The sequence below is a fragment of the Kitasatospora sp. NRRL B-11411 genome (assembly GCF_000721345.1).
Taxonomy (GTDB): domain Bacteria; phylum Actinomycetota; class Actinomycetes; order Streptomycetales; family Streptomycetaceae; genus Kitasatospora; species Kitasatospora cineracea.
Genome location: NZ_JOGH01000080.1, coordinates 1 through 19,302, shown reverse-complemented (window position 1 = coordinate 19,302; position 19,302 = coordinate 1). Strand labels below are relative to the sequence as shown.

The 19,302-nt window shown below is 75.3% G+C and carries 19 protein-coding genes and 1 pseudogene; 9 read left to right on the top strand and 11 right to left on the bottom strand.

The window, feature by feature from the left end; genetic code table 11:
• Window positions 1-91 precede the first annotated feature (91 nt).
• The 3 genes from IH44_RS0127735 (at window position 92) to IH44_RS0127725 (ending at window position 3,061) form a co-directional block, all read left to right on the top strand.
• Window positions 92-1,312 (top strand): sensor histidine kinase, encoded by a 1,221-nt coding sequence (locus IH44_RS0127735; RefSeq protein ID WP_030462481.1) that lies wholly within the window; start codon window positions 92-94, stop codon window positions 1,310-1,312.
• A 29-nt stretch (window positions 1,313-1,341) separates the two neighbouring features.
• The gene (locus IH44_RS0127730; protein ID WP_051817393.1) at window positions 1,342-2,058 is read left to right on the top strand and encodes a response regulator transcription factor; all 717 of its coding nucleotides are present in this window, start codon (window positions 1,342-1,344) and stop codon (window positions 2,056-2,058) included.
• A gap of 88 nt (window positions 2,059-2,146) precedes the next feature.
• A complete protein-coding gene (locus tag IH44_RS0127725) occupies window positions 2,147-3,061 on the top strand; it encodes a squalene/phytoene synthase family protein (protein WP_030462479.1) in 915 nt (304 codons plus the stop codon).
• 11 nt (window positions 3,062-3,072) lie between these two features.
• On the opposite strand, the gene IH44_RS48575 is transcribed toward IH44_RS0127725, so the two are convergent.
• Window positions 3,073-3,300, bottom strand: coding sequence for a hypothetical protein (locus IH44_RS48575; RefSeq protein WP_030462478.1), 228 nt, complete (start codon window positions 3,298-3,300; stop codon window positions 3,073-3,075).
• 176 nt (window positions 3,301-3,476) lie between these two features.
• Window positions 3,477-3,911: pseudogene (locus IH44_RS49805) on the bottom strand (RNA polymerase sigma factor); the annotation flags it as partial.
• 25 nt (window positions 3,912-3,936) lie between these two features.
• Between IH44_RS49805 and IH44_RS0127715 the strand changes: the two are divergent.
• The 3 genes from IH44_RS0127715 to IH44_RS0127705 all read left to right on the top strand — a co-directional run bounded on the left by IH44_RS0127715 (window position 3,937) and on the right by IH44_RS0127705 (window position 7,916).
• The gene (locus IH44_RS0127715) at window positions 3,937-5,466 is read left to right on the top strand and encodes a UDP-N-acetylglucosamine 1-carboxyvinyltransferase (RefSeq protein WP_030462477.1); all 1,530 of its coding nucleotides are present in this window, start codon (window positions 3,937-3,939) and stop codon (window positions 5,464-5,466) included.
• A 97-nt stretch (window positions 5,467-5,563) separates the two neighbouring features.
• Window positions 5,564-6,355, top strand: coding sequence for a helix-turn-helix domain-containing protein (locus IH44_RS0127710; protein WP_030462476.1), 792 nt, complete (start codon window positions 5,564-5,566; stop codon window positions 6,353-6,355).
• A 109-nt stretch (window positions 6,356-6,464) separates the two neighbouring features.
• The gene (locus IH44_RS0127705; RefSeq protein WP_030462475.1) at window positions 6,465-7,916 is read left to right on the top strand and encodes an MFS transporter; all 1,452 of its coding nucleotides are present in this window, start codon (window positions 6,465-6,467) and stop codon (window positions 7,914-7,916) included.
• Window positions 7,917-7,943: 27 nt separating this feature from the next.
• Here the strand turns inward: IH44_RS0127705 and IH44_RS0127700 are convergent, their stop codons facing one another.
• The 4 genes from IH44_RS0127700 to IH44_RS49205 all read right to left on the bottom strand — a co-directional run bounded on the left by IH44_RS0127700 (window position 7,944) and on the right by IH44_RS49205 (window position 11,764).
• Window positions 7,944-8,777 (bottom strand): DUF1684 domain-containing protein, encoded by an 834-nt coding sequence (locus IH44_RS0127700; protein ID WP_030462474.1) that lies wholly within the window; start codon window positions 8,775-8,777, stop codon window positions 7,944-7,946.
• The gene (locus IH44_RS0127695) at window positions 8,774-10,159 is read right to left on the bottom strand and encodes an NtaA/DmoA family FMN-dependent monooxygenase (protein WP_030462473.1); all 1,386 of its coding nucleotides are present in this window, start codon (window positions 10,157-10,159) and stop codon (window positions 8,774-8,776) included. The genes IH44_RS0127700 and IH44_RS0127695 overlap by 4 nt, the downstream gene beginning before the upstream one ends.
• Window positions 10,160-10,181: 22 nt before the next feature.
• A complete protein-coding gene (locus IH44_RS0127690) occupies window positions 10,182-11,468 on the bottom strand; it encodes an LLM class flavin-dependent oxidoreductase (protein WP_030462472.1) in 1,287 nt (428 codons plus the stop codon).
• A gap of 167 nt (window positions 11,469-11,635) precedes the next feature.
• Entirely contained in the window at window positions 11,636-11,764 is a 129-nt protein-coding gene (locus tag IH44_RS49205; RefSeq protein WP_255358128.1) for a hypothetical protein, read from the bottom strand.
• Between the two features lie 300 nt (window positions 11,765-12,064).
• Here IH44_RS49205 and IH44_RS0127680 point away from each other — a divergent pair, with 300 nt between their 5' ends.
• Window positions 12,065-13,153, top strand: coding sequence for an LLM class flavin-dependent oxidoreductase (locus tag IH44_RS0127680; RefSeq protein ID WP_030462471.1), 1,089 nt, complete (start codon window positions 12,065-12,067; stop codon window positions 13,151-13,153).
• Between the two features lie 174 nt (window positions 13,154-13,327).
• Here the strand turns inward: IH44_RS0127680 and IH44_RS0127675 are convergent, their stop codons facing one another.
• From IH44_RS0127675 to IH44_RS0127660, 4 genes are all read right to left on the bottom strand, one after another.
• Window positions 13,328-13,747: a hypothetical protein gene (locus IH44_RS0127675; RefSeq protein WP_030462470.1), complete on the bottom strand. Its 420-nt coding sequence runs from the start codon at window positions 13,745-13,747 to the stop codon at window positions 13,328-13,330.
• A gap of 111 nt (window positions 13,748-13,858) precedes the next feature.
• Window positions 13,859-14,350: a GNAT family N-acetyltransferase gene (locus IH44_RS0127670; protein ID WP_030462469.1), complete on the bottom strand. Its 492-nt coding sequence runs from the start codon at window positions 14,348-14,350 to the stop codon at window positions 13,859-13,861.
• Between the two features lie 236 nt (window positions 14,351-14,586).
• Window positions 14,587-15,267: an NAD-dependent epimerase/dehydratase family protein gene (locus IH44_RS0127665; protein WP_030462468.1), complete on the bottom strand. Its 681-nt coding sequence runs from the start codon at window positions 15,265-15,267 to the stop codon at window positions 14,587-14,589.
• A 28-nt stretch (window positions 15,268-15,295) separates the two neighbouring features.
• The gene (locus IH44_RS0127660; protein ID WP_030462467.1) at window positions 15,296-15,874 is read right to left on the bottom strand and encodes a TetR/AcrR family transcriptional regulator; all 579 of its coding nucleotides are present in this window, start codon (window positions 15,872-15,874) and stop codon (window positions 15,296-15,298) included.
• 124 nt (window positions 15,875-15,998) lie between these two features.
• On the opposite strand from IH44_RS0127660, the gene IH44_RS0127655 reads away from it, so the two are divergent.
• The gene (locus IH44_RS0127655; protein WP_030462466.1) at window positions 15,999-16,817 is read left to right on the top strand and encodes an SDR family oxidoreductase; all 819 of its coding nucleotides are present in this window, start codon (window positions 15,999-16,001) and stop codon (window positions 16,815-16,817) included.
• A gap of 24 nt (window positions 16,818-16,841) precedes the next feature.
• Here the strand turns inward: IH44_RS0127655 and IH44_RS0127650 are convergent, their stop codons facing one another.
• Complete coding sequence (locus IH44_RS0127650) at window positions 16,842-17,444, bottom strand: TetR family transcriptional regulator (RefSeq protein ID WP_035956579.1); 603 nt, start codon at window positions 17,442-17,444, stop codon at window positions 16,842-16,844.
• Between the two features lie 121 nt (window positions 17,445-17,565).
• On the opposite strand from IH44_RS0127650, the gene IH44_RS0127645 reads away from it, so the two are divergent.
• Window positions 17,566-18,579 carry an alcohol dehydrogenase catalytic domain-containing protein gene (locus IH44_RS0127645; protein WP_030462464.1) on the top strand — a complete coding sequence of 338 codons (1,014 nt, stop codon included), beginning with the start codon at window positions 17,566-17,568 and terminating at the stop codon, window positions 18,577-18,579.
• The last annotated feature ends 723 nt before the right edge of the window (window positions 18,580-19,302 follow it).

Genomic DNA, 19,302 nt, shown 5'->3' with positions numbered 1-19,302 from the left:
CGCGCCCACCTCGCACCTCCCGGCCGGGAGGGAACCCGGGCTCCCCCGATCGGGGGAGGGGACGGCCCGGCCCGGACGCCATACTTGCTGCATGACCTGGGCGATCGGGCCGTTGCTGCGCGGCTCCACCTACACCGGCACGCTGTTCGCGTTCCTCGGCGCGGCGGCCAGCGCCCTGCTGCTGCCGGTCGCGGCGCTGCCCGCGCTGGCGTGGGGCTCCGGCCCGTACGGGGCGCGGGCCGGGCTGGTGCTGGCGGGGTGGGCGGCGCTGGTGGCGCTGGCCGGGACGGCCCGCTCCACCCGGCGGGCGCTGGTGGCGGGGGCCCGCCGCCTGCTGGACGTCCCGCTGCCGCCGCCGTCCGGGGCGTTCGGCGCGGACCGGCGGCGGACCCCGCTGTGGCTGCTGCTGCACGCCGCGCTGGGCTGGGCCGCCACCCTGACGGTCAACCTGCTGCTGCTGGCGGCGCTCGCCCTGCCCGGGCGGTGGCTCGGCGGCGAACTGGAACTGTCGCTGTCCGGCCGGACGGTGCGCTCCGGCGACGGCTGGGGGAGCTGGGCCGCGTCCCTGGTGTGCGTGCTGCTGGCCGCGCTGGTGTGCGCCGCGGTCTCGGGCACGCTGCGCCGGCTCGCCCCCCGGCTGCTGGGCCCCTCCCCGGCCGAGCGGCTCGCGCTGGCCGCCGCCCGGGAACGGCAGCTGGCCGAACGCAACCGGCTGGCCCAGGAGTTGCACGACTCGATCGGGCACACCCTGACGGCGGCCACCATCCAGGCGGCGGTCGCGGGCGAGGTCCTCACCGGCGACCCGGCGGCCGCCCGGGCCGCGCTGCGCAGCATCGAGGAGTCCACCCGGGCCGCCCTGGCGGACCTCGACCACGTACTGGGCGTGCTGCGCGAGGAACAGGCCGGCACCGCCCCGGTCCGGACCCTGGCCGACCTGCCCGAACTGCTGGAGCGGCTGCGGCACGCGGGCACCGAGGTGCGGACCGACCTCTCCGACGGCCTGGACCGGGTGCCGGGCGCGGTGGCCCGGGCGGCCTACCGGATCCTCCAGGAGGGCGTGACCAACGCGCTGCGGCACGGCGCGGACGGCCCGGTCCGGGTCACCGCGCTGCTCGCCCCCGCCGGGTGGCTGGAGCTGGCCGTGGCCAACCCGACCGGCCGCGGCCGGCGGCCCGCCTTCCCGGCCTCCGGCCACGGGCTGGCCGGCCTGGCCGAACGGGTGAGCCTGCTGAACGGCGAGTTCCGGGCCGGCCCGGACGGCGACGGCCACTGGGTCCTGGCGGCCCGTCTCCCGCTCCGGGCGTCGGCGTGAGCGGTGCGCCTTCCGCTCGGGACGCCCGCATGAGTGGCGAGCCTTCCGCTCCGGACGCCCGCGTGAGCGCGGTGGCGGTGGCGGTGGCGCCCGCCGTCACGTTGCTGATCGCCGACGACGACCCGGTGACCCGCAGCGGCCTGCGGGTCCTGCTCGCCGCGCAGCCCGGGATCACCGTGGTCGGCGAGGCCGTCGACGGCCTGGAGGCGGTCGAACAGGCCCGGCTGCTGCGGCCGGACGTGGTGCTGATGGACGTGCGGATGCCGCGCTGCGACGGCATCGCGGCCACCCGGCGGATCCTCGCCGAGGTGCCGGAGCCGCCCAGGGTCATGGTGATCACCACGTTCGAGAACGACGGCCACGTCACCGCCGCGCTCGGGGCCGGGGCCAGCGGGTTCGTCCTCAAGCGCCTGCCGGTGGACCGGATCGCCCGGGCGGTGCGGACCGTCGCCGCGGGCGAGGAGATCCTCTTCCCGGCCGACCTGCGCCGGATGGTCACCGCCCGCCCGCTGGACTCCGGGCGGGCCCTGCCGGACGCGGGCCTGACGCCCCGTGAGGAGGCCGTGCTCCGGTTGATGGCCACCGGGCGCTCCAACCCCGACATCGCGCACGCGCTCACCGTCAGCACCGAGACCGTCAAGACCCACGTCGGCAACGTCCTGACCAAGCTCGGCGCCCAGAACCGCACCCACGCCGTGGTCCTCGCCTACGAATCCGGCCTGGTCGTCCCGGGCCTGCCCGGCTGAACCACCCCGGCCGGGCAGGCCCGGGTACTGGCAGGATGGCCGGTCAGGAACGGGAACAGGGGCGGGAACGGCGGAAGGGCGGGGACGGGTGGGCGGCTGGGAGCGGGCGCTGGACGCGGCGGGGGTGCGGGAGCCCGCGCTGCGGGAGGCGTACGGGCGGCAGCGGGCGGAAGTGGCGGCGTACAAGCGGGAGGTCGCGCTGGCCGCCGGGCTGCTGCTGCCGCCCGCGACGCTGCCGCACGTGATCGCCGCGACCGCGTTCATGCACCGCACCGACGACCTGCTGGACAGCGGGCCACCCGCCACCCGCCGGGCCGCGGCCGACCGCTGGCGCGCGGAGGTCGCCGCGGCGCTCCGGGACGGCCGCACCGACCGGCCGGACCTGCGGCCGCTGCTGAACAGCGTCGAGGCCCGGCCGGTGCTGCGCGGGCGGGTGCTGGACTTCCTGGCCGCCGCGGACGCCGACCTGGACTTCGCGGGCTTCGCCACCGAGGCCGACTACCAGGACTACCTGGACGGGTACTCGCTGCCGGGCTTCATGGTCGTCGCCGCCCTGCTCGGCCCGGACGGCGACCAGCGCGCCTACCTGGCGGCCTGCCGGACCTTCATCGACTCCTGCCAGCGGCTCGACTTCGTCAACGACCTCGCCGAGGACCTCGCCGACGGCCGCCTCACCCTGCCCCGGCAGACCCTGGCCGAGCACGGCGTCACCCGCGCCGACCTGGAACGGGGCGAGGCCACCCCGGCGGTGCAGGCCCTGCTCGGGGCGCTGCTGGACCGGGCCGACCGGGACCGCGCCGCCGGCCGGACCCTCGCCGGGCTGGTGGCGCCCGCGCACCGGCCGATGGTCCGCTGCCTGGTCGGCGTCGAGCGGCTCACCGCCACCGCCGCCCGGGCCGACCCCGGCGCGCTGCTGCGCCGCCCGGCGAGCCCCGCCAAGCCCGCGCTGCTGCGGCTGCTGGGCCGCGAGTACCTGCGGGCCCGGCGGGTGCGGAGGGGGTAGCGGGCGGGGGCTCAGCCCGGGTGCTGTTCGGTCATGGTCGCCCCGGCCGCCGTCCGGGGCAGCAGGAAGGCGCTGCGCGGCAGGCCGCCGTCGGCCGGGCGCGGGCCCTGGGCGGCGGACGGCTCGGTGCCCTGGAACAGGTCGACCGGCGTGCCGTCCCACCTGTTGCCGCTGGCGCGGGAGTTCGCCCCGCGCTGGACGCCCCGGCCGTTGTCGAGGGCGGCGTCGGCGGTGAGCACGGCCGCCGCGTCTGGCAGGCGGTGGCGCGCACGAGTTCCCGGCGCTGGGCGGACAGCGCCGGCTCGGCGACGCCCCGCTCGGCGACGCCCCGCTCGGCGAAGTCGCCGGCCGGGCCGGGAGCGTCCAACGCCTCGAAGCGGTGCGGAAGTTCGAGCACCCGGTGGCGGCCGTGCTCCTGCGCCCGGCGGTAGGCGATCGCCACCAGCCAGGACCTGAAACGTTCGGGCTCGCGCAGTTCGGGCAGGCCGCGCACCGCCCGCAGCACGGTCTCCTGGGTCAGGTCGCCGGCCTCGTCCGGGCCGACCGCCCGGGCGATCAGGTGGTGCACCGGCGACAGGTGCCCGCCCGGCAGCCGTTCCGGCGCTGCCGCGTCCCCGGCCCGGGCCGCCGCCACCAGCCGCGGGACCTCCCCCTCCGGCTCCCGCCGACCGTCCGCACGCACCGCCGCACCCCTCCCCGTCCCCGACCGGCCTCGTCGGGGTCCGCATCCTGGCACGCCCGCGCCCGGCCCGTGAAGCGGTTCGGCGGCGGGCCCGGCCGCAACGGGCGCCGGCTGACCCGGGATCAACCGCCAGGAACGCGCCGCGCAACCAGCAAAGATGCATTGCATCGCACAGGTGAGATATGTTCGCGCAGTGACCGAAGACTACCTCTCCCGCATCGGCAAGCTCGTCCGCGCCGCCCGCACCCACAAGGGCTGGACCCAGACCCAGCTCGCCGCGGCCCTCGGCACCACCCAGAGCGCGGTGGCCCGGATCGAGTCCGGCGGCCAGAACATCGGCCTGGACCTGGTCGCCCGGATCGGCGAGGCCCTGGACAGCGAGATCGTCTCGCTCGGCGTGGCCGGCCCGATGAACCTGCGGGTGGTCGGCGGCCGCACCCTCTCCGGCAGCATCGAGGTCCGCACCAGCAAGAACGCCTGCGTCGCCCTGCTCGCCGCCTCGCTGCTCACCACCGGCCGCACCACCCTGCGCCGCGCCGCCCGGATCGAGGAGGTCTACCGGCTGCTGGAGGTCCTCGCCAGCATCGGCGTGCGCCACCGCTGGACCAACGGCGGCGTCGACCTGGAGATCACCCCGCCCGCGCAGCTCGACCTCTCCGGCATGGACGAGGACGCCGCCCGCCGCACCCGCAGCATCCTGATGTTCCTCGGCCCGCTGCTGCACCGCGCCGACCGCTTCGAGATCCCCTACGCGGGCGGCTGCGACCTCGGCACCCGCACCGTCCAGCCGCACCTGTCCGCACTGCGCCAGTTCGGCCTGCACGTCAGCGCCACCACCGGCAGCTACCGCGCCAGCGTCGACCGCACCGTCTCCCCGCAGCGCCCCATCGTGCTGACCGAGCGCGGCGACACCGTCACCGAGAACGTGCTGCTCGCCGCCGCCCGCCACCCCGGCACCACCGTCATCCGCAACGCCAGTGCCAACTACATGGTCCAGGACCTGTGCTTCTTCCTGGAACTGCTCGGCGTCGAGGTCGAGGGCATCGGCACCACCACCCTCACCGTGCACGGCAAGGCCGTCATCGACACCGACGTCGACTACGCCCCCTCCGAGGACCCGGTGGAGGCGATGAGCCTGCTCACCGCCGCCGTCGTCACCAACTCCGAACTGACCGTCAGCCGGGTCCCGATCGAGTTCCTGGAGATCGAGCTCGCCGTCCTCGAGGAGATGGGCCTGGACTGCGAGCGCGGCCCCGAGTACCCCGCCGCCAACGGCCGCACCCGGCTCACCGACCTGACGGTGCGCCCCTCCAAGCTGGTCGCCCCGATCGACAAGATCCACCCGATGCCGTTCCCCGGCATCAACATCGACAACCTGCCGTTCTTCGCCGCGATCGCCGCCTGCGCGCACGGCTCCACCCTGGTCCACGACTGGGTGTACGAGAACCGCTCGGTCTACCTCACCGAACTCGGCCGGGTCGGCGCCAACGTCCAGCTCATGGACCCGCACCGGGTCCTGGTCGAGGGCCCCACCCGCTGGCGCGCCGCCGAGATGATGTGCCCGCCCGCGCTGCGCCCCGCGATGGTCCTGCTGCTGGCCATGCTGGCCGCCGAGGGCACCTCGATCCTGCGCAACGTCTACGTGATCAACCGCGGCTACGAGGACCTGGCCGCCCGCCTCAACTCGGTCGGCGCGCAGATCGAGGTCTTCCGCGACATCTGAGCCGTCCACCGCGACATCGCACCAGTGCTGTAGGGCCCGCCCGGCCGAGGTCGGGCGGGCCCGGCGTAGATTGGGGCCGGACGGAAGGGGGACGCCGATGACGGTGGACGCGGTCGAACGGGCGCAGGTGGGGCAGCTGCTGGCGCAGTGGCGGCGACGGCGCGGGATCAGCCAGCTGGAACTCGCCAACCTGGCGGGCGTCTCGGCCCGGCACGTCGGCTTCGTGGAGACCGGGCGCTCGCAGCCCAGCCGCGAGATGCTGCTGCGGCTCGCCGAACACCTGGACGTACCGCTGCGGGACCGCAACACGCTGCTGCTGGCCGCCGGCTACGCCCCCGTCTTCCAGGAGAAGGCACTCGACGACCCGGCGATGCGGCCCGTCCTGGACGCGGTCCGGCGGGTGCTGCACGGCCACCGGCCCTACCCGGCGCTGGTGCTGGACGGCCGACGCACCATCGTCGCCTCCAACGAACCCTTCGACCGGCTGTTCACCGCGGGCGTCGCCCCGCACCTGCTGGCACCCCCGGCGAACGTGCTGCGCCTGGTCCTGCACCCCGACGGGATGGCCCCCCGGATCGTCAACCTCGGCCAGTGGCGCGCCAAACTGCTCACCGGCCTGGCCCGCCGCGCCGCCCTCGACGAACGCCTCCGCCCGCTGCACGAGGAACTGCTCGGCTACCCGTGCGACCAGCCGGTGCCCGAACTGCACGTGCCCGGACCGGACGAGATCATGATCCCGCTCGAACTGCGGTACGGCGACCGGGAGTTGTCCTTCATCGGGACGATCGCCACGTTCGGCACCGCCCGCGACCTGACCATGGCCGAATTGATCATCGAGAGCTTCTTCCCCGCCGACGACCGCACCGCCGCCTACCTGGCAGGTAGTTGAGGCACCCGGCGGCCCCGGGAAGAGTGGAGCCCGTACCGCGCCCCGCCCCCGCAGCCCGGGGGCGGAGCGGCGCGGCCCTCCCGTCGCCTCCCCAGGAGCCCGCCCTCCCATGACCGACAGCACCACCGTGCCCACCGCCGCCCCGCCCGCCGCCGGGCCGCCCGGGCCGCACCGCGCCACCCTGCCGATCGTCCTCACCGGCGTCTTCCTCGGCGGACTCGACTTCTTCATCGTCAACGTCGCCGTCCCCGCCGTCCAACGCGACCTGCACGCCACCGACGCCCAGATCCAACTCATGGTCGCCGCCTACGCGCTGACCTACGGCGTCGGACTGATCACCGGCGGCCGGCTGGGCGACCTGTACGGCCGCCGCCGGATCCTCGCCCTCGGCATGGCCCTGTTCACCGCCGCCTCCGCCGCCGCCGGAGCCGCGCCCACCGCGGACCTGCTGATCGCCGGACGGGTGCTCCAGGGCGCCGCGGCCGCCCTGATGGCCCCCCAGGTGCTCGGCATCATCACCACCTCCTACCAGGGCCCGGCCCGGACCCGGGCGGTCGGCTGGTACGCCGCCGCGTCCGGGATCGCCGCCGTGTTCGGCCAGCTGATCGGCGGCGTGCTGATCCGCGCCGACCTGTTCGGCCTCGGCTGGCGGGCCTGCTTCCTGGTCAACCTGCCGATCGGCCTGGCCGCCGCGACCGCCGCGGCCCGCCTGCTGCCCGAGTCCAAGGCCCCCGGCCGCCCCCGCCTCGACCTGACCGGCCTCGCCCTGGCGACCGCCGCACTGACCGCGCTCTGCCTGCCGCTGATCGAGGGCCGCGAGCAGGGCTGGCCGCTGTGGACCCGGCTGCTTCCGGTCGCCGCCCCGCTGCTGCTCGCCGCGTTCACCCTCCAGCAGCGCCGCCTGCGCCGCCGCGGCGGCACCCCCTCGGTCGACCTGGCGCTGTTCCGCGAACGCGCCTTCACCGCCGGACTCGCCGCCCAACTCGTCTTCTGGGCCTCGATGGCCTCCTACTTCCTGGTGTTCGCGCTCTACCTCCAGCAGGGCCGCCACCTCACGCCGATCGCCTCCGGCCTGGTCTTCAGCGCGCTCGGCGCCGGCTACGTCGCCGCCTCCGCCACCGCCCGCCACCTCGCCGCCCGGATCGGCCGGCACGCCATCACCGCGGGCTGCGCGCTGCGCGCCGCCGGACTGCTGCTGGAGCTGTGGGCGGTCGCCGGGGACGGGCGGAGCCCGGGGTGGCTGCTGCCCGGCCTGCTGCTGGACGGCGCCGGCATGGGCCTGTCCTTCGCCCCGCTGACCGCCACCGTGCTGGCCCGCGTCCCGGCCGCGAGCGCCGGCTCGGCCGGCGGCGTGCTGACCACCGGCCTCCAGGTCGGCAACGCCCTCGGCGTCGCCCTGATCGGCCTGGTCTTCTACCGCGTGCTCGCCGACACCCCCGGCCCCGGCGCCGTCCCCGCCGCGTTCCGGGCCTGCCTGTGGTGCGTCCTGGCCGCCACCGGGCTGCTCGCCCTGATCGTCCAGGCCCTGCCCGGGCGGCGGGCGGAGCGGCGCCGGCCCTGACGGACCGCCGCCGCTTCCGGGTGCCCGCTACGGCAGGCCGCCGCGCTCCAGCGGGATGCGCTCGCCGGCCTCGACCGCCGCCGGGAGGCGGTTCCCGGCGGGCGGCAGCGGGCAGGTCGCCAGGTCGGTGTAGGCGCAGGGCAGGTTGGTGGCCCGGTTGAAGTCGACCGTGACCCGGCCCTGCCCGTCCGGCGCCGGGACGCTCAGCACCCGGTTGGCGGCGTACGTGGTGACGCCCGAGGTGGCGTCGGTGAACAGCACCTGGAGGCTGCCCGGCCGGTGCCCGTTGAACGCGGTCAGCCGGTGGGTGCCGCCGCCGTCGGGCAGGGTGAACTCGATCTCGCCCGGCGCGTCGTACACGTGCTGCAGGCCCTCGACGGCCGCGCCGACCGTCACCGGGCGCGGCGCCTCGAACGGCAGGTAGCGGCCGGTCACCGCCCAGCGCGGGTCCGGCGGGTACGCCGGGGTGCGGGTGAAGCCGCGCAGCAGCGGGTTGCCGGGGTGCCGGGGCCGGACGATGTCGCGGCCGCCGCGCTTGGCGACCTCGACCACCGCCTCGCCCGCCGCCGCGTACCGGCTGGAGCGCTCCGGCAGCACGCCGAAGCCGTACCGGCCGCGCACCGGCTCGCCGTCCAGCAGCAGTTCCTCGTCCGCGGCCAGCTCGACCCACACCCCGTCCGGGCCGGTCCACCAGGCGCCCGGCGCGTCCGGGAAGCGGGTCGGCTCGCCGTCCAGCCAGTGCAGCGAGGTGACGGCGAGGAAGCCGTGCGGGTCGGCCAGCGCGCGCTGGCTCGCGGCGTGCCACTCCTCCCACGCGCGGGTGAACTCCTCGGCAGTGGTGGACTCCTGAGCTGTCGTCATATCGCTTCCTTCGCGGGGCTGTTGGTGAGGGGCGGCAGGTCGAGGTGCTCGCGCAGGGTGCTGCCCTCGTACTCGGTGCGGAAGACGCCGCGCTCCTGGAGCAGCGGCACCACGGTGTCGGCGAACCCGTCCAGGCCGCCCGGGGTCAGGTGCGGGGCCAGGATGAAACCGTCGCTGGCGTCCTCCTGGACGAAGCGGTTCATCTCCTCGGCGACCCGCGCCGGGGTGCCGATGAAGGACTGCCGGCCGGTCACCTCGATCAGCAGGTCCCGGACGGACAGCTTCTTCGCCTCGGCCAGCGCCCGCCACTCGCGGGCCACCGCCAGCGGGTCCCGGTTCATCCGGACCGAGGCCCGCCCCCGGGCCACCGTGTGCTCGCCGACCAGCGGGTCGACCGCGGGCAGCGGCCCCTCCGGGTCGAGGTCCGACAGGTCCCGGTTCCAGACCTGCTCCAGCAGCCGGATCGCGGTCTGCCCGCTCACCTGCTGGCGGCGGACCAGCGCCGCCCGCTCGTGCGCCTCCGCGTCGCTGTCGCCCAGCACGAAGGTCACCGCGGGCAGGATCTTCAACGACCCGGGCTGGCGCCCGTACCGGGCCAGCCGCCCCTTCACGTCCGCGTAGAACGCCTGCCCGGCGACCAGCGTGCCGTGCCGGGAGAAGATCGCGTCCGCCGAGGCGGCGGCGAACTCGCGGCCCTGCTCGGAGTCGCCCGCCTGGAAGATCACCGGACGCCCCTGCGGCGAGCGCGGCACGTCGAACCGGCCCGCGATGTCGAACTCGCTGCTGCGGTAGGAGAATTCACCCGCCGCCGGATCGCCCAGGAACACCCCGGACGCCGGATCGGCCACCACCTCGTCCCCGCGCCAGGAGTCGAACAGCCGCCAGGACGCCTCCAGGAACTGCCGGGCCCGGGCGTACCGGTCCTCCTCGCGCAGGAAGCCGCCGCGCCGGAAGTTCTCCCCGGTGAACGCGTCCCAGGAGGTCACCACGTTCCACGCCGAGCGGCCCGCCGAGAGGTGGTCCAGCGAGGCGAACTGCCGTGCCACTTCGTACGGTTCGTTGAACGTCGAGTTGATCGTGCCGGCCAGGCCGAGCCGGTCGGTGACCGCCGCCAGCGCCGCCAGCACGGTGAAGGTGTCCGGGCGGCCGACCACGTCCAGGTCGTAGATCAGGCCGTTCTGCTCGCGCAGCCGCAGCCCCTCGGCCAGGAAGAGGAAGTCGAACTTGGCCCGCTCGGCGGTCCGCGCCAGGTGCGCGAAGGAGCTGAACTCGATCTGGCTGCCCGCCTGCGGGTCGCTCCACACCGTGATGTTGTTCACGCCCGGGAAGTGCGCCGCCAGGTGGATCCGCTTGAGCGGCCTGCCGTTGTTCTCGTTGCCCATGTCGGTTGCGTTCCTTCGGAGTTCAGGCGGTGGCGGTGGCGGTGGCGGTGGCGGTGATGGCGGTGGCGGCGTAGCGGTTGGCGGGGCGCGGCAGGCCCAGCAGGCCGCGCAGGGTGGACGCCTCGTAGGCGGTGCGGAACCGGCCCCGGCGCTGCAGCTCCGGCACCAGGCCGCGGGTGATCCGCTCCAGGTCGTCCGGCAGCACCCCCGGCCGCAGCCGGAAACCCGACAGCCCCGCTTCCGCCAACTCCTCCAGCAGATCGGCCAGTTCGGCGGGCGTCCCGGCGAACACCCGGGCGTCGCTGCGGTACGCGGCGCCCGCCGCCTCGTCCAGCCGGGCCAGCCGCTCGGCCGCCGCGCCCGGCCGCTCCGCCAGGAACACCGCCAGGTCGGCGAAGACGTGCACCGTCTCCGCGGCCCGCCCGGCCTCCCGCTGGGCGGCCCGGATCTCGGCCAGGACCGCCCGGGCCTCGTCCGCGTCGTGCGGTGTCACGAAGGCCAGGTCGGTGGAACGGCCCGCCAGCCGGAACGGCTCGGCCCGGTGGGCGAGCGCCGCGACCAGCGGCTGGCCCTGCGGCGGGCGGGGCGTGATGGACGGGCCGCGCACCGAGAACCGGGGCCCGGTGAAGTCGATGTAGTGCAGCTTCTCCCGGTCGATGAACCGGCCGGTCGCCGCGTCCCGGATCTCCGCGTCGTCCTCCCAGCTGTCCCACAGCCGGCGCAGCACCTCCACGTAGTCCTCGGCCTCGCCGAACTCCGCCGCCAGGGCGGCCGCCGCGGCGGGGGAGTCCAGGTCGTCCGCCCGCAGCGCGGGCGCCCCGCGGCGGCCGAAGTGCCCGGCCTCGTCGACCCGCCCCGATACCTTCACCCGCAGCCCGGCCCGGCCCCCGCTGACGAAGTCCAGGGTCGCCACCGCCTTCGACAGGTGGAACGGCTCGGTGTGCGTCACCACCGCCGTCGGCACCAGCCCGATGTGCCGGGTCAGCGGCGCGATCCGGGCCGCCACCAGCACCGCGTCCAACCGCCCCCGCACCCGGTCGGTCCGGGCGTCCGGCTCGAACGGGTGCTCCGACTGCAGGCTCAGCCCGTCCTCGAAGGTCAGCAGGTCGAGCAGGCCGCGCTCCGCCTCCGCCGCCAGGTCCGCCCAGTACCGGGCCGTGAACAGCTCCCCCGGCCGGGCCCCCGGCTCCCGCCACGCGGCGGGATGCCAGCCGGCGCCGTCCAGCGCGACGGCCAGGTGCAGCAGGGGAGCGGAGACGGCGGGGTCGGCGGAGACGGGGGAGGCGAGTGCTGCCGGGGATGCGGGCATGGCGGACCGGTTCCTGTTCACGAGGGCCCCGGAGGTTCACGGGGATCACGGGGTGCACGGGGTGCGGGGGAGGAGGCGCGGGCGGACGCGTCGGGGCATCGGGACGCCGGGACGTCGGGACGCGTCGTCGCGGGCGGAGCGGAGGAAGGGGTGCGGGCGGGGCGGACTCAGCCGACCGGGCAGCCCGGACAGAGCGCGGCGCTCACCCGCAGCAGGTCGACCGGCCGGTCGAGGTACACCTCGCGCTCCAGTGCCCGCACCGCCGTCACCTCCCCGTCCGCCTCTCGCGGCACCACCCGGGCGCCGCCGTCCTCGCACCGTAACCCCGCACCCGGGCCCGGCACAACGCTGTTCACACAGCGGTAACGAACCGCCGGATCCGGTGCCGCACAAGGCCGTTGACACCCCGCCCGGGGCCGTCCTAGCTTGGCCGCGACGGGACGGATCCGGGAGGTGGACGACGGTGCGGGCAGCGGAGCGCGCGGTGCACCTCGACCGGCCCGTCGACCTGCAGCGCGTCAGCAGCGCGCTCTGTCCGGCCGGTTGAACCAGCCCAGCGCCGACGTCCCCCTCCGCCGCACAGGAGCCGCACCGCCATGCCCGCCACCACCGCCTTCCACTGGTTCCTGCCCACCGGCGGCGACGCCCGCGACCTGGGCGGCGCCGCCCACGGCACCGGCATCGGCGGCGCCACCGCCCCCGCTGCCGCCGACCGCCCCGCCACCCTCGGCTACCTCACCCAACTCGCCCAGGCCGCCGACCAGTTGGGCTACGACGCGGTCCTCACCCCGACCGGCGCGCACTGCGAGGACGCCTGGATCACCACCGCCGCACTGATCGCCGCCACCCGTCGGCTCAGGTTCCTGGTCGCCTTCCGCCCCGGCCTGGTCGAACCCGCGCTCGCCGCCCAGACCGCCGCCACCTTCCAACGCCTCTCCGGCGGACGGCTGCTGCTCAACGTGGTGGCCGGCGGCAGCGACGCCGAACAGCGCGGCTACGGCGACCGGCTCGGCCACGACGCCCGCTACGCCCGGGCCGGCGAGTTCCTCGACGTCGTCCGCACCGCCTGGCGCGGCACCCCGTACGACCACGCCGGCCCGCACTACCGGATCGACGGCGGCCACCTGCGCCAACCGCCCGAACCCGCGCCCCGGATCTACTTCGGCGGCTCCTCCGACCCCGCGCTCGACGTCGCCGCCCGGCACGCCGACACCTACCTGACCTGGGGCGAACCCGTCGAACAGGTCGCCGAGAAGATCGCCCGGGTCCGCGCGCTCGCCGCCGCCCGCGGCCGGTCCCCGCGCTTCGGCCTGCGCGTGCACGTGCTCAGCCGCGCCACCGCCGCCCGCGCCCGCCAGGACGCGCAGGACCTGATCGCCGGACTCGACGACGCCGCGATCGCCGCCGGGCAGCAGCGCCTGCGCGCCCTGGAGTCCGTCGGCCAGCGCCGGATGCTCGACCTGCACGGCGGCCGCCGCGACCGCCTGTGGATCGCCCCGAACCTCTGGGCCGGCATCGGCCTGGTCCGCGGCGGCGCCGGCACCGCCCTGGTCGGCAGCCACCGCGAGGTCGCCGCCCGCCTCGCCGAGTACCGCGACGCGGGCGTCGACGAGTTCGTCCTCTCCGGCTACCCCCACCTGGAGGAGGCGTACACCTTCGCCGAACACGTCCGCCCGCTGCTCTGACCCCGCCCGCTGCTCTGACCCCGCCCCCGGGCAAGGCCCGGACCTCCCGCCGCCCGGGACGTTCGGCCCCTGCCCGCACCGCCCCGCCCGGCCGTACGGTGGAGCCTCACCCGCAGGACGGGCCGGCGGGGCCGTGACACCCCGCCGGCCCACCGGGCGGACGGGGGTTTCCGGTCAGGGGCGCCTGCGGCGGCGGGACGGGGTGTCGCGCACGGCTCGGGCGACGGCCGCGACGTAGCGGGGGACCGGCTGGACGACGCCGGGCGCCTCCCGGTCGGTCCAGTGGTGGAAGTAGGCGCGTACGTGGGCGTCGAGTTGCTCGGGGCGGGGTTCTGCGACCGGGCGGAGCGCGATCGTCTCGCGCCGTCCGATGACGTGCACCTCCAGCGGGCGGGCCGCCGCGTCGTAGGCCGCCGCGATCTCGTCGGTGAAGCCGGGTTCGGTGAGCTGCTGGAGTTCCGCGTCGTCCGCGCAGGGCAGGAGCCAGCCGTCCTCGTCGACCAGCAGGCACGGGAAGCGCACCGGGCTGACGTGGGGCGGTTCGGGGGCGCGGCGGCGCAGGCGGGACAGCAGGGCGGGCAGACGGGGCGGCATGCCCCGATCGTGCCCGAGCCCGCTGCCCGGCCGCCCGCCGCCCCCCCCGCAACTCCGCCCCCGGCCCCTAAGCCCCCAGCCCCAGCCCCCAGTTCTCGGCTCCCGCGACGGTCAGGGCAGCGGGCGGTGCATGATGTGCAGGCCGACGTAGCCCTTCTCCGGGTGCCGGAAGCCCTCCGGGAGGGTGCCCAGGACGGTGAAGCCGAGCGAGCGGTAGAGGTGGACCGCGGGGGTGTTGGTCTCGACCACCGCGTTGAACTGCATGCCCCGGTAGCCGGCCTCCCGGGCCCAGTCCAGGGAGTACTCGCACAGCGCCCGGCCCACCCCGCGGCCGGAGTGGGCCGGGTCGACCATGTAGCTGGCGCTCGCGGTGTGCGAGCCGTTGCCCATGTGATTGGTGTTCATCTTCGCGGTGCCCAGCACCGTGCCGGCCTCGTCGACCGCCACCACGGTGCGGTTCGGCGCGGACAGCAGCCACCAGTCGCGGCCCTGTTCCCGGCCGAGGTCGAGCGGGTAGGTGAAGGTCTCGCCCGCGGCGACGATCCGATGGAAGAACGGCCAGATGGCGACCCAGTCCTCTGCGGTGGCTTCCCTGATCAGCATGCGCCCAGCATGCCCGGCCGGGCCGCCCGGCTGCCACCTCCCGACGGAGCCGACGGAAGACAGGGCAGACGGGGCGGAAGGAGGAGGGGGATCGGGTTCCCGCGGTCCTCGCTCCGGAGTTGAAGAGGCTGTTCTTCGAAAACTCAACGGCCGCCCACGTAAGGCGCCGGGCCGGGATGCCCCGGCCGAGCACCTGGGTGATCTGCTGACGGCAGTGTGCCTTCGCGGCTCCGGCGTCAGGGCGACTGGGGCCGGGCAGCGGCCGCTTCGTTGATGTCGCCCGTGGCCAGGACCCGGCCGGGCGGCCCGTCCTGGGCGGTGCGGATCATGGCCTGCCCGAGTTGCGTGCTGCTGGTGACGTGGCGCGGGGCGAGGCGGCGCAGCAGTGGGTTCAGCGGGGCCAGGATCCGGTAGAGGAGGGTGTACCAGGGGGTCTTGGAGGTGGTGCCGGGCAGCGGCGTGATGAGCGCGGGGCGGAACATGTAGGCGCGCGGGGAGAGTTCGAGCAGGGCGTTCTCGGTCTCGCCCTTGACGCGGGCCCACATCATGCGGGACCTGCCGGTGGGGTCGGTGCCGGCGCCGGAGACGTAGCAGAACGCCAGGTCGGGGGAGGCGGTGAGCAGGGCGCGGGCGGCGGCCAGCGGGTAGTCGTGGGAGACGGTGCGGTAGTCGGCCTCGCTCCGGCCGGCGGCGGAGACGCCCAGGCAGTAGAAGCAGGCGTCGTACCCGGCGAGTTGCTCCTGGATCGCGGTGAGGTCGGTGAAGTCGCCGTGGTGGATCTCGTGGAGCTTGGGGTGGGTGCGGCCGGTGGGGGTGCGGCCGACGACGAGGACGTCGGTGACGCCGTCGTCGCGCAGGCAGGCGTCCAGGACGCCCTGGCCCACCATGCCGGTGGCGCCGAAGACGATGGTGCGCACGGTGTTCCCGTTCTGTCGTGGGGAGGGTTCAGGCGGTCGGCCCGGGGCGGCCGTTGGTGGTGAGGCCGGGCAGGACGAGGGTGAGCCAGCGGTCGTTGTCCCGGGTGTCGCGGTGGGCGGGGGCGGCGTCCAGGAGCAGGTGGAAGTCGGCGAGGGTGACGTCGGGGTGGACGTCGCCGTCGTCCTGCCCGGTGCGGATGAGGGTGTTCAGCGCGGTGGTGACGCGCTGCAGCGGGCCGTCGGGTTCGGGGTCGGCGCCGAGCGCGCGGGCGGCGGCCTTGACGGCCATGTCGTTGGCGGCGGTGCCGAGGAAGTGCCGCAGGAAGGCGGCGATCTCCTCCAGTGCGCGGGAGCCGGTGGCGAGCCGGGCCACGGCGCTCTCCAGGTTGTCGGCGAGGCGGTCGAGCCAGTCGGCGACGACGGCCTCGACGAGGTCGGTCTTGGCGGGGAAGTGCCGGTAGAGGGTGCCGACGGCGACCCCGGCGGCGGCGGCGATCTCGTCCATGCCGACGTCCGGCCCGTGGGCGGCGATCTGCTCCCGGGCGGCGTCGAGGATCTTCTTCCGGTTGCGGGCGGCGTCCGCGCGCAGGGGTCGGGCCGAGGCCATGGCGTTCTCCGGGGCTGGTCGGGCGGTCGCTTGCACAAACATGAACTCTGATTCACTATAGATCGTGAACCGCGGTTCATCTTACTGGGCCGGCCCCCGGCCCCACCGATCCGAGAAGGCAGACATGAGCAAGATCTGGTTCATCACCGGCGCGTCCCGCGGCCTGGGCCGCTCCTTCACCGAGGCCGCCCTCTCCCGCGGCGACAAGGTGGCCGCCACCGCCCGCGACACCGACACCCTGAAGGACCTCGCCGAGGCCCACGGCGACGCCCTCCTCGCCCTGCCCCTGGACGTCACCGACCGCCACGCCGTCCACGGCGCGGTCACCGCGGCCCACGAGCACTTCGGCCGCCTGGACGTCGTGGTCAACAACGCCGGCTACGGCCTGTTCGGCATGGTCGAGGAGGTCACCGAACAGCAGGCCCGCACCCAGCTGGACACCAACTTCTTCGGCGCCCTGCACGTCACCCAGGCCGCCCTGCCCCTGCTGCGCGCCCAGGGCAGCGGGCACATCGTGCAGATCTCCTCCCTCGGCGGCGTCGTCGCCTTCCCCTCCCTGGGCATCTACAACGCCTCCAAGTGGGCACTGGAGGGCATGACCGAGTCCCTCGCCCAGGAGGTCGCCCCCTTCGGCATCAGGACCACCCTGGTCGAACCGGGCGGCTTCGGCACCGACTGGGGTGGCTCCTCCGCCATGCACGCCACCCCCATCGACGCCTACCAGCCCGCCCGCGACGCGCTGGCCGCCGTCTCCGCCGGCACGGAGTACGGCGACCCGAAGGCCGCCGGCCTCGCCCTGCTGGAGATCGTCGACGCCGAACGGCCCCCGCTGCGCGTCCTGTTCGGCGCCGCCCCCCACCCCATGGTCAAGGACGCCTACGCCCAGCGGCTGCGCACCTGGGCCGACTGGGAGCACGTCTCGGCCGCCGCCGACGGCCACTGACCCCGCCCGCCCGCCGGGCCCGGATCACCGGGCCGGTTCGCCGCCGGGCTCGGGCTCGGGGCGGGTGAGCGCCCGGACGGCCGCGGTCAGGGCCGCGCGGTGGCGTTCGAGGCGCGCGGGCGCGAAGGCGTCGCCGGGCACCAGGGCGCGCAGGGCCGGAGAGGCCGTGAACCAGGCGGTCACCTGGCCCAGGACCAGGGCGAGCAGGTCGACGGCGTCCACGGCGGCGGTGACGGTTCCGCGCCGCTGGGCGTCGGCGACGGCCTCGACCTTGGGGCGGTAGGCGTCGGTCTCGGCGGGGGTGGCCCCGGGCCGCTCCAGCTGGTGCCAGGCGGCCAGGCGGAGGATCTCGGGCTGCCGGACGAGGTGGTCGAACATCGCTCCGGCGTAGCCGGCCAGGTCGTCCGCGGTGAAGGGGACCGCGTCGGCGAGGACGCCCAGGTGCTGGGCGAGGACGACGTCGAAGAGCTCCTCCTTGTTGCCGTAGTAGACGTAGATCAGCCGCTTGTTGCTGGCGGCCTTCTCGGCTATGCGGTCCACGCGGGCGCCCGCGAGGCCGTACTGGGTGAATTCCTCGAAGGCGGCCTGCAGCAGGCGGGCCTTGGTGGCAGCGGAGTCCGGTGGCATGCCGCCACCCTACCCGACCAGGTAACTATCCAGTTATTGACGAGGTGGAACCGTCGGCGTACGTTGTACATAACCAGTTAGTTACTTCCGTTGGCCGCCCGACCGAGAGGACCGATCGATCATGAAGGCCGCCGTCATCCCCGCGCTCAACGCCACCTGGGAACTGCACGACATCCCCACCCCGAAGGCCGAACCCGGCCAGGTCCTGATCAAGGTCCACGCCACCGGGATCTGCTTCACCGACATCTGGACCACCCGCGGCGCCGCCGGCGACGTGTTCCCCAACACCCCCGGACACGAGGTCGTCGGCGAGGTCGTCGAAGTCGGCGAAGGCGTCCGCACCCGCCGGGTCGGCGACCGGGTCGGCACCACCTGGGTCCAGTCCACCTGCGGCCGCTGCGCCTACTGCAAGGAGAACCTCCCGCTGTCCGGGCAGGCGGCGGTGAACTGCCCCGACGCGCGACTGACCGGATTCACCGTCCAGGGCGGGCACGCCGAGTACATCGCGGTCCCCGCCACCGGCACCGTGCTGATCCCGGACGGCCTGTCCTACGAGAAGGCCGCCCCGATCTTCTGCGCCGGCTACACCACCTGGAGCGGCCTGCGCGCCGCCGAGCCCGAGCCCGGCGACCGGATCGCCGTGCTCGGCATCGGCGGCCTGGGCCACCTGGCGCTCCAGTTCGCCAAGGCCGCCGGCCACGAGACCATCGCCGTCACCCACTCCCCGGACAAGCACGACCTGGCCCGCGAGCTCGGCGCGGACCTGGTCGTCGCGGACGGCGCCGAACTGCAGGCCGCCGGCGGCGCGGACGTCCTGCTGCTCTGCTCCAACTCCTACGACGCGGGACGGGCAGCGATGCAGGGACTGCGGCACGACGGGCGCGCGGTCCTGCTCGGCCTCGACCCGTTCGCCGAATTCACCATCCCCAACACCGCGCAGCCGTTCTTCGCGCAGCGCCAGAAGTTCATCGGCGCCACCCACAACGGCCTGAACTACCTCACGGAGGCCCTGGACCTGGCCGCATCCGGCAAGGTCACACCCATGATCGAGACCTTCCCCAAGGAACGGATCGTCGAAGCGGTCACCAAGGTCACCGACGGCAAGGTCCGCTTCCGCGCCGTCATCACCTACTGAGACCCAGCGAGGCGCGAACCGGGCACACTCCCGGCCGACCGGGCCCGCCTCACGGCCGCTTCGCCGAGGATCTCGAACACATCGCCCAAGCGCCGGCAGCCGCCGACGCAAGACGCTCGGCCGGGAGTACCCCGGCCGAGCGTCTACGCGATCTACTCGCCATCCGAAACCGAGCGGTGTTGCGACGCCCTCTTGAAGCCGAGAGGGCGGGACGGGGGTCGACGGGGCGGCGGGGCGGCAGACGGAAAGGAAGGAATCGGGGCACGGAGCGGGAACGGGGAGGGCGGCGGGTCGGAGGGAGGGGGACGGGACAGGGGCCGACGGGGCGGCGGGCAGGGAGGGGGAGGTCGGGGCGGCAGGCGGGAAGGAACGGAAGCCGGACCGCTGCGTCCCCGCGGTCCCCGCGGTCGGCAGTTCGGCGCCGAACCGGGCGTCGGGTGGCGCGGCCGGGCAGGGCGAAGGAGCCGGGCAAACCGGCCGCGTCGCCGGACGCCGCCGCGGCGGTGCTCGGGTCGCCGCGTCAACTCCCGCCTGTAACTTCCAGGTTGCGCATTGACACCCGCGCGGCGGCGCGGCCACCATGGACGCCGCCCACTGCCTGCCGACCCCGTCCCGAGCCGCTCCGGGATGGGAGCGCTCCCATGGGGTTGACGCAGGTCACGGGCCATCCGATCGGCTTCCCCCACACCCCACCCCCACAGCCGCCCCGGAAGGACACCATGC

Excerpts from the sequence above, each read along its gene's own strand:
- IH44_RS0127735 (WP_030462481.1), top strand. The coding sequence starts at position 92 with ATGACCTGGGCGATCGGGCCGTTGCTGCGCGGCTCCACCTACACCGGC.
- IH44_RS0127730 (WP_051817393.1), top strand. The coding sequence starts at position 1,342 with ATGAGTGGCGAGCCTTCCGCTCCGGACGCCCGCGTGAGCGCGGTGGCG.
- IH44_RS0127710 (WP_030462476.1), top strand. The coding sequence starts at position 5,564 with ATGACGGTGGACGCGGTCGAACGGGCGCAGGTGGGGCAGCTGCTGGCG.
- IH44_RS0127705 (WP_030462475.1), top strand. The coding sequence starts at position 6,465 with ATGACCGACAGCACCACCGTGCCCACCGCCGCCCCGCCCGCCGCCGGG.
- IH44_RS0127700 (WP_030462474.1), bottom strand. The coding sequence starts at position 8,777 with ATGACGACAGCTCAGGAGTCCACCACTGCCGAGGAGTTCACCCGCGCG.
- IH44_RS0127695 (WP_030462473.1), bottom strand. The coding sequence starts at position 10,159 with ATGGGCAACGAGAACAACGGCAGGCCGCTCAAGCGGATCCACCTGGCG.
- IH44_RS0127690 (WP_030462472.1), bottom strand. The coding sequence starts at position 11,468 with ATGCCCGCATCCCCGGCAGCACTCGCCTCCCCCGTCTCCGCCGACCCC.
- IH44_RS0127680 (WP_030462471.1), top strand. The coding sequence starts at position 12,065 with ATGCCCGCCACCACCGCCTTCCACTGGTTCCTGCCCACCGGCGGCGAC.
- IH44_RS0127675 (WP_030462470.1), bottom strand. The coding sequence starts at position 13,747 with ATGCCGCCCCGTCTGCCCGCCCTGCTGTCCCGCCTGCGCCGCCGCGCC.
- IH44_RS0127670 (WP_030462469.1), bottom strand. The coding sequence starts at position 14,350 with ATGCTGATCAGGGAAGCCACCGCAGAGGACTGGGTCGCCATCTGGCCG.
- IH44_RS0127660 (WP_030462467.1), bottom strand. The coding sequence starts at position 15,874 with ATGGCCTCGGCCCGACCCCTGCGCGCGGACGCCGCCCGCAACCGGAAG.
- IH44_RS0127655 (WP_030462466.1), top strand. The coding sequence starts at position 15,999 with ATGAGCAAGATCTGGTTCATCACCGGCGCGTCCCGCGGCCTGGGCCGC.
- IH44_RS0127650 (WP_035956579.1), bottom strand. The coding sequence starts at position 17,444 with ATGCCACCGGACTCCGCTGCCACCAAGGCCCGCCTGCTGCAGGCCGCC.
- IH44_RS0127645 (WP_030462464.1), top strand. The coding sequence starts at position 17,566 with ATGAAGGCCGCCGTCATCCCCGCGCTCAACGCCACCTGGGAACTGCAC.